We start from the raw sequence: 8,309 nt of genomic DNA, 5'->3' as shown, positions 1-8,309 counted from the left end.
GGCGCGGCGCGAAGGCCGGGCGCGACGGTGCAGCGGTCACCTTGCCCGGATTGGTCAGCAGGACGACGATAGCCCCAGCGTCACCGGGCAGGGTCGTCATCGAGTGGATCTGCCAGCCGGCTTTGACGAGGCTCTCGACGTGCGCCTGGCCCGCCAGGCGCAGCAGCGAGTCGGTCGGGTTCAATGTGATGAAGCGCACAACGTCGCTTTCGGGAGTGGGGTCCGGGGGGTTCGCGGGCAGCAGACGCTGGATCTTGCGCGACTGATCCAGGATGACGCGGCGCGCATTGACGAGTAACTGCTGCGTGTTGTACAGCTCGCGTTTCGTGGCCGCCAGCTCATGCTCCAGCTTGGCGAGACGATCATCATGCGCGATATCGGCCATCTCTTCGGCGCAGCTCGCACACAGGATGTCGGGCTCGTCCAGCTCATCATCACAGGCGGCGCACCTGACTGCCGGCTCGCCGAGTCCAGATGGACCGGATAGAGGTTCGACTGGCAACTTATTTCCAGTCACCGCAGCGAGCGACGTCGCGCACCGGGCGGGCAGAAGGAGAACTTCAGTCGGATAGTCCATGTGCGGGAATCCTTTCGTAGGCTCGATTACCCGTAAGGTACAGCGCGGTGGGTGCAATATCGGGCGCAGGGTGACCGTAACCGCCCTGCCCCCGATCGTTCGTCAGCTCTCAAAACGAGCCCGGGCAGCCAGCGCCGGTGGACACGGGTAGTGATCTTCAGCCCAGTACGCGCCACCGGCGGCCTCGACCGCGGCCAGGGCCTCCAGTTCCAGCGCTTCCCAGTTCGACGCAATCTCGACGTCGAACGTGCCGTGCGCACCGATCCGGCGATAGCGCGCCACCTTCGCGCGCAGATCCGCAACCAGGATGAAGACACCGCGCTCCTCAGGAACGGGCGGCTCGCCGGGTTCCCAGGCGGGCGATGGTGGTTGATCGGAGGGCGGCGTGCCGGAGGCAGAGACCCATACGACCAGGGCGCGGGAGGGCGGGATGCGCGAGCGCGCAAAGTCATCGATGAGCGCCCAGGCGCGACGGCTGTAGTAGTACGACGCACGCTGCACCGCGTCGGCGATGCGCGGGTCGCTGATCACCGGATTGTTGCCGACGGGGTCGCGGGTGATCTTCGCCTGCAGGCGCTCGGAGCGACTCATGAGGCGGCGCGCGGACTCGAAGGGCATGCCGGCATGGGTGCGCTGGGTGCGCAGCCGGATCTCCTGGCGATTGCGCTGATCAGCCAGATGCTGCTCACGCAAGATCGCACGGTGACGGGGATCGGTGGGGGGCGCGGCGTTGAACGCGTCCACGAGGCGAGCAGAATTCCAATCGACGTATGTCATGAGGTCACCACCTGACTGGTCCCCGCCTCATCATCGATACGATTCATGCTAGAGCATGTGCTCGCCGGTATCGGGCAGTCCGCCTTCGGGCGCTTCCACAATGTGTCGTGTCCGACGGTCGCCGGATTCGCGGCCACCAGGGTCCACCCGCCCAGCGCCATCCAGCGCCGCTCGGCGTGCATCATGCTGTACACCCACTGGTACTCGTACTTGCATGGCTTGTTGATCGGCTGGCCCGTAAGGTCCGGACCAGCCTTTTCGGAGTGAATACCGATGAGCGAGGCAGTCACGAGGCCACCCCCTGAAGGAGAGAAGGCTGGTTGCGCAGCTTCCAGCGGGGCGGCAGCGCGCGGATGCAGCGATCCAGGTAGATCGAGTCCGAATGCCGGAAACCCAAGATGCGCGCAGCATAGTCGGCCTCCGCGGCCAGGACGGTCCACTCGTCGGTGCGCTGCACCGCGGTGAGCGCGTTCACGTAGTAGACGTCCCAGTTCACTTTGAAGAACAGTCCGAAGGAGACACGCGTCACAGCCGTGACACCGGGCAGCGCGGCCAACACCGGCTGGTACTGCTTGGCCAGGGCGCAGGCCTCGTCGAAGGGCGTGTCGGCGTCGAGCGCGAAGGACGCGCTCTCTTCGTCGCCCGTCCAGTGATTGGCCTGGGCGGGGATGCCGTGACGGTCCAGCAAGCGCTGGACAATCACGACCGGTCCACACTGCGTGTCGCGGAAGGCGGCGGTCATGAGGCCACCGCCTGTTTGACCGGCCACGCACGTTCGGCGAAGGAGTAGCGCTCAAGTGCATGGACGAGCGTGCCATCGGTCCAGAGCGTGACGCTGTACCGGGTGTCCGGTACACCGACCGTCAGCCAGCCTTCCATCTGTCCCGCGGCGACGATGTTGTTGTGGAATGTGATCATGCGGGTGAAGCCATCGCGCAAGGAATCCGGCGCGCCCAGGTAGAGCATGCAGGCCTCGACGAGGCCCGCTGTATCGAGGGCGTGCACCCGGTCAGCGCTGACGATCTCGACGCCGCGTGTCAGCGTGACCTCGCGTAGGCGGACCATCTCGCCCATGCCGGGGATGATGCTCGAGGTGGACACTACGGCGAAGTAGTCTCCATCATCGTTGGTCACGCGAACGAGCTGGCCGGAGGCGAAGCGACCGGGAGTCACGTTGGGGACGAGCGTGGTGGGGCGCGTCTGTCGCGGCAGACCGTGAACCTTACGGCTGCGGTGGCGACGGCGACGCCCGCGGGGTAGAATCGAAGGAGACACGTGGATACCCTCCATTTTGTCTATGAACGGCCCACCCGCGCCCTCGGAAGCTACGGTGGGTCGTTCGCTTTATTTATAGCCTCATCTTAGTACTTTCCGTGTAGATTGTCAACACTATCGTGCATATTATATTGACAACAGGATAGGCAAAGTGTAGTATGGTGTACGAAAGGAAGGTGAGAATGAAGAAACCGTCCCGCACCTATGAAACCGGGCTGGAGCAGTGGAAGCGGGAGCTGTCCGCCGAGCTGGGGCAAGATGTGACTTATGAGCAAATCGCCGCGGAAACCGAACTCTCCTACAGCACGCTCATGAAACACGCCCGCGCTCAGTTCCGGCGACCAGACTACGCGACGGCAGCCCGCATCTGCGAGTTTTTCAACAAGCGCTCAAAGAAACAGCGGACGCCGCTCGAATATTTTGTTGAGGTTGAGCCGGGGCAGTTGATGGAGCTGGCGGCGGTCTAACCACCACCAGCTCCTGGCGTGCTCGTGTCCAAGGCACGGGCAGCCACACATCATTGTACGCGCCTTTGAAGGTGCGCGCACCTTAACAACCAAACACTCTTCACGAAAAATTCAGGTTGCGCAAGTTGCCTGCGGGCTTCACCATGTTATGCTACTGATACCTGTGAAAGCGGCATAGTATGGAGGGGTGACATGGAAGATCCTGCAGTGGTTGAGGCCAAGCGACTGTGGGCGCAGAAGCAACCGGGCGAGGCAGTGCGAGTACTAGTAACTCGCATCAACGAATTGAACGCAGCTGTGCCTAAGAGGCAAGCTTTCCCATTCATGTTGGCTGGCCTACTGGGTGGCATCATTATCACAGTACTCGTCGGAGGAATCCTACTGGTTGCGTTCGATCTCCTTGGTGAAAATAACGATCAACCCGGGGCAGCCATTGCATCCAATGTCACCGAAACTTTCACTCCGATATCGCCTACCCGGACCCTTATACCGACCTGGACCCCAGTCCCAACCATCACCACCATTCCATCAAGTACCCCAGCACCGGCGAGAGACACTAGCGATATCTTCGATGCACAAATGACACAACTGTTGGAGAAAGGCTCTTTGCTGGGTGCAATGACTTCACAGGGTGTCAATTACATCAATTACGAACGGCAGCTTGTAGAAGTGAAAGGAACGTATGATTTCATCTCTACCATCTGGCCGTCTGGTTTTGCCCTTGGTGCACAAGAGCAGTTCGACAAAGCTTTCGAAGGCTGGGACTTGGCACTTGAGCTGTGGGGCCTGAAGCTCGACGATATGGACAACCCGGTCGAACCTAACATCAATGGATATCTACGGTACACTGACTATGCGGGTGACGAGTTGTACATAGCCGTTCACCCCTCGAATTTCATCGTGCCGGAGTATCGCGATAAACAGTACCTCCCCTTCGATGAGAATATCGGCATTCTGTTCAGTCTGGGCAGTGAGTATTTCGAAGCTGGTCAGAAAACCGTGTTGACCGAATGGCCGTAGCCCGAGTTTCGAGTACCTCGCTAGCTATGCCATTACTGGCGAACATTAGCAGTCACCATTAAAAACCACTTCCAGTGGTGTTCCCAGCTAAGAACGAATGTGCTAAAGTGAAGAGCGAAGCAAACGGCCCGCCTGGATCTGGACCCAGGCGGGCCGCACGCACCTTAACAACTTCATACTCTCTCGGTCAAGCAAGCGCCTCGGTGCACTATAGCGTTCGGAAATTGCTACCTGTGCGCTATACTCCTAAGATATATGAAAGAATTGATCGGGACTGTTACCAGGCACGCTGAACATCCCTTATAGGGTCAGTGCTAAGAAACTTAAGCGTTGTGTTCGAGGGCACCCACTTTCAGCGCCGGGATATGGTGCGCGATCGCGCTCAGCCCTTGGGCCATCACTGCCCGGTTTCATCCGACACGGTTTCGTTGGCCGCGCGCTACGCATCCCACCCATCGACCGCCCTGGTGAACATCGCAGCATCCCGGCCCGGCACGCACGCTGGCGGCTCTGTATATCGAACGTTTGGCGCGGCGGGATCGCCCCGAAGCGCATTTCCGGCCTTTTCGATGACGCGTTATTTCAGTGAGGCAGCTTGCCTGATTCTATGAATCTTCACGGTCACTCCAACGGCACATCCCCCGATCAGCAAATCAACGTTTTGCTGATCGAAGACAGCTCGGGTGATGCGGCCCTCATCCGTGCGTACTTGCAACGCAACACGTCCCAGGTGTTCAACCTGACCGTCGCCAACCGCGTGAGCAGCGGCATGGCGCTGCTGGCAGGCGGGAATGTGGATATCGTGCTGCTCGACCTGTCCCTGCCCGACAGCGAAGGGCTGGACAGCATGTCGAAGCTGCTCGAAATCGCGCCCACCGTCCCCCTGCTGGTTCTGACGGGCCTGGACGACGACGAGGTAGGTCTTGAGGCCGTCACGCGCGGCGCGCAGGACTATCTGGTGAAGGGCAAGATCAAGGTCGAAAGCCTGCTCCGTTCGCTGCGTTATGCCATCGAGCGCAAGCGCACCGAAGACGCGCTGCGCCGCGCCAACCGCGCCTATCGCGTGCTGGCGGGCGGCAACCAGGCCGTCGCGCGCTCGTCGGACGAATACGAGCTGATGGACCAGATCTGCCACCTCGCGGTACGTACCGGCGGGTACAGGCTCGCCTGGGTCGGGTATGCCCGCGACGACGAGCATAAATCGGTGGAGCTGGTCGCGTGGGCGGGCCACGGAGATGCCTACATCGCGCAGCTTAACGTGACCTGGAGCGACAGCGAGCGCGGGCGCGGCCCCGCGGGCACCGCCATCCGCACGCAGCAAACGGTCATCTGTAAAGATGTCCTGAACGATCCGGCCTTCAAGCCCTGGCAGATCGACGCGCAAACCCACGGGTACAAATCGCTGTTGTCGCTGCCGCTGTCCGATGGCAGGCGTGTCTTCGCGGTGCTGACCGTCTACGCCGAAGAACCGGACGCGTTCAACGACCAGGAAATCGCCCTGCTGGAAGAACTGTCGATCGAGATCGCCCAGCGTGTCATCGCGCTGCGCGAGCGTGCCGAGCGCCAGCGGGCCGAGCTGGCCCTGCGCGAAAGCGAAGAGCGCTTCCGCCGCCTGATCGAGCAGTCGCCGGACATCATCTTCCGCTACCAGATCCAGCCCCACCGCGAGCTGGACTACATCAGCCCGGTTGCCAGCAAGATCCTGGGCTATCCCGCCGAAGTCCTGTACGAACACCTCCCGAACCAGATGGCCGCCGTGCTGCACCCGCCCATGACGCCCGCGGGAACGGTGGATATCGTGCAGGTGGAGGCCCAGGACGGTCGCCCGGTCTGGCTGGAAATGCGGCAGGTCCCCATTTATGACGAGCAGGGGGAACTCGTCGCGGTGGAAGGCATCGCGCAGGACGTCACCGAGCGCAAGCTGGCCGAGGACGCCGAGCGCGAGCAGCGCGCGCTGGCCGAAGCGCTGACCAGCACGGCGGCGGCGCTGAGCAGCACGCTCGACCTGGACGAAGTGATGAAGCGCATCCTGGACAGCGTGGGGCGCGTCGCGCCGCACGATGCGGCCACCATCATGCTGATCGAAGGGGATGAGGTGCGGCTGGCGTATTGGCGCGGTTATCCCGACGATGACCTGAAGCCGTTCGAAACGGTCCGCTTCCCGATCTCGCTGTCGCCGTTCCGCAGCATGATCGAAACGCGGCAGCCGCTGTTGATCCCCGACACGGCGGAAGAATCGGAGTGGGTCCGCCTCCCTGAGACGTCGTATATCCGCTCGTACGTCGCGGTCCCGATCCTGACGCAAAACCGCGTGATCGGCTTCCTCGGCCTGGACAGCCGCACGCCGTGCTTTTTCACGCCGGTCCATGCCGAGCGGCTGCAAGCCTTCGCCAATCAGGTTGCCATCGCCAGCGAAAACGCGCAGCTTTACGACCAGATCCGGCGCTATTCCGCCGAGCTGGAACAGCGCGTCGCGCAGCGCACGCTCGATCTCAGCATGCGCAACGCGGCGATCGAAAAACTGAGCCGCACGCTCGACATCGGCCAGATGCTCAACAGCGTGATCCAGATCATCCTCGACAACATGCCGGTGCGCGGCGCGGGCCTGTACCTCATCAACGAGGAGCAAACCTCGCTCGATCTGGTCGCATACGACGGCCTGCCCCGCGACGCCCTGCTGGACGCGACGGGCATCCCCACCGGCGCGCGCTATGCCGGGTGGGTCGAGGCGCTGCCCCGGCCCGACGCGCAGCCCGACGCGCCCGTTCCGGCGATAGACGGGCCGGAGCCTGACGCGCTGAGCATCCCCTTCTGGCAGCGCAGCCAGATCCAGGGTGTGCTGTCGGTCGTGCACGAAGATGCGCTGCCGTGGCAGGAAGGCGAGCTGCGCATGTTCGACGCCATCGCGCGGCAGATCGGCATCGCCGTATCGAACGCCCGATCCTATCAGGCCGCCGTGCGCGGCGAGGCGCAAATCCGTGCGATTCTGCACAACGTGGCGGACGGCCTGCTGGTGTTCGATCACAGCGGCGAGCTGCTGCTGATGAACCCGGCGGCGGAAGCCCTGTTCGAGTTTTACCCGCCCAGTTTGGGCGGTCCCAGGCACGTCAGCAGCATTCTGTGGCAGTGGCTCCGTGGCGAGGCGAAAAATGGCGATCTGCCGCCCTCGATCGAGTTCATCATGCCTGCGGGCGGCCTCAACGGCGAAGAAGTGCACGAGGCCGTGTACGAATGCGAAGTCCGGCAGTGCCCCAATTATTCCGACGACAAATCCATGCCGTGCTGGCTGTTCGTGCCCAACCAGCCCTTCGGCGCGATCGAGCGCACCTGCCCGATCTACCGCCGTGTGCCGCGCCGGGCCGTGCGCTCGCACATCGCGGAAGTCCGCGACGACACCGGGCAGTTCCTGGGCACGGTGATCGGCATGCACGACGTCACCTATTACCGCGACCTGGAGGAACTCAAAAACCAGTTCGTGTCCACCGTCTCGCACGAGATGCGCACGCCGCTGTCGACGGTCGTGCTGGAGATCGGCACGCTGCTGGCCTACTACGACCGTCTCACCGACGCGGAACGGCGCGAGATGCTCCAGCAGATCCAGGAGCAGTCGCACGTCCTGCGCGACCTGATCGAAGACATCCTGGGCGTGTCCAGACTGGACGCGCACCGCGAGCACCCGAACAAGCAGCGGTTCGATCTGGCGGCACGCTGCCGGATGCTGACCGCCGCGCTGCGCAGCGAGATCCAGCAGAAGCAGCTCCGGGTGGAGCTGGAAGGGTGCGGCAGCGCCTTCGAGGTCAACGCCGACATCGACCAGATCGAGCGCGTCTTCCGCAACCTGATGAGCAACGCCATCAAATACACGCGTCCGGGCGGCGAAATCGTGGTGCGGCTGGCGCGGAGCAGCCACGAAGCGCACCTCAGTATCTCCGATACCGGGATCGGCATCCCGCCGGAAGATCAGTTGTACGTCTTCGACCGCTTCTACCGCGCCGATCAGGCCGCGCTGATGGCCCACGGGACCGGGCTGGGGCTGTCGATCTGCAAAGAACTGATCGAGCTGCACGGCGGGCGTATGGAACTGCAAAGCGAGCCGGGCAAAGGTAGCACCTTCACCATCCACCTGCCGCTGAACTGATTCCCCGCGACGTGTGCTGCACGCAACAACGCGGGCGGTGCATCAGCATCGCCCG

General features: G+C 62.6%; 8 protein-coding genes. 3 read left to right on the top strand and 5 right to left on the bottom strand.

What is annotated here, in order from left to right:
- The 5 genes from V7116_RS10495 to V7116_RS10475 all read right to left on the bottom strand — a co-directional run.
- Positions 1-577, bottom strand: a 577-nt coding sequence (locus V7116_RS10495; RefSeq protein WP_324391873.1) for a hypothetical protein, incomplete at its 3' end; no start/stop codon positions are given.
- Between the two features lie 102 nt (positions 578-679).
- Positions 680-1,354, bottom strand: coding sequence for a hypothetical protein (locus V7116_RS10490; protein ID WP_324391872.1), 675 nt, complete (start codon positions 1,352-1,354; stop codon positions 680-682).
- Positions 1,351-1,644 (bottom strand): hypothetical protein, encoded by a 294-nt coding sequence (locus V7116_RS10485; RefSeq protein ID WP_324391871.1) that lies wholly within the window; start codon positions 1,642-1,644, stop codon positions 1,351-1,353. The genes V7116_RS10490 and V7116_RS10485 overlap by 4 nt, the downstream gene beginning before the upstream one ends.
- Positions 1,641-2,123 (bottom strand): hypothetical protein, encoded by a 483-nt coding sequence (locus V7116_RS10480; protein ID WP_324391870.1) that lies wholly within the window; start codon positions 2,121-2,123, stop codon positions 1,641-1,643. Before V7116_RS10480 ends, V7116_RS10485 begins: the two co-directional genes overlap by 4 nt.
- A complete protein-coding gene (locus V7116_RS10475; protein ID WP_324391869.1) occupies positions 2,093-2,629 on the bottom strand; it encodes a hypothetical protein in 537 nt (178 codons plus the stop codon). Before V7116_RS10475 ends, V7116_RS10480 begins: the two co-directional genes overlap by 31 nt.
- Before the next feature lie 182 nt (positions 2,630-2,811).
- On the opposite strand from V7116_RS10475, the gene V7116_RS10470 reads away from it, so the two are divergent.
- The 3 genes from V7116_RS10470 (at position 2,812) to V7116_RS10460 (ending at position 8,254) form a co-directional block, all read left to right on the top strand.
- Entirely contained in the window at positions 2,812-3,096 is a 285-nt protein-coding gene (locus tag V7116_RS10470; RefSeq protein ID WP_324391868.1) for a hypothetical protein, read from the top strand.
- Positions 3,097-3,288: 192 nt separating this feature from the next.
- Complete coding sequence (locus V7116_RS10465) at positions 3,289-4,116, top strand: hypothetical protein (RefSeq protein WP_324391867.1); 828 nt, start codon at positions 3,289-3,291, stop codon at positions 4,114-4,116.
- A gap of 607 nt (positions 4,117-4,723) precedes the next feature.
- Positions 4,724-8,254, top strand: a complete 3,531-nt coding sequence (locus V7116_RS10460; protein WP_324391866.1) for a GAF domain-containing protein — start codon at positions 4,724-4,726, stop codon at positions 8,252-8,254.
- Positions 8,255-8,309 lie beyond the last annotated feature (55 nt).

This window comes from Aggregatilinea sp., assembly GCF_036822615.1.
GTDB lineage: Bacteria > Chloroflexota > Anaerolineae > Aggregatilineales > Aggregatilineaceae > Aggregatilinea.
The sequence above is the reverse complement of the archived record's forward strand: the minus strand, read 5'-3'. Positions and strand labels throughout refer to the sequence as shown.

Excerpts from the sequence above, each read along its gene's own strand:
- V7116_RS10490 (WP_324391872.1), bottom strand. The coding sequence starts at position 1,354 with ATGACATACGTCGATTGGAATTCTGCTCGCCTCGTGGACGCGTTCAAC.
- V7116_RS10470 (WP_324391868.1), top strand. The coding sequence starts at position 2,812 with ATGAAGAAACCGTCCCGCACCTATGAAACCGGGCTGGAGCAGTGGAAG.
- V7116_RS10465 (WP_324391867.1), top strand. The coding sequence starts at position 3,289 with ATGGAAGATCCTGCAGTGGTTGAGGCCAAGCGACTGTGGGCGCAGAAG.
- V7116_RS10460 (WP_324391866.1), top strand. The coding sequence starts at position 4,724 with ATGAATCTTCACGGTCACTCCAACGGCACATCCCCCGATCAGCAAATC.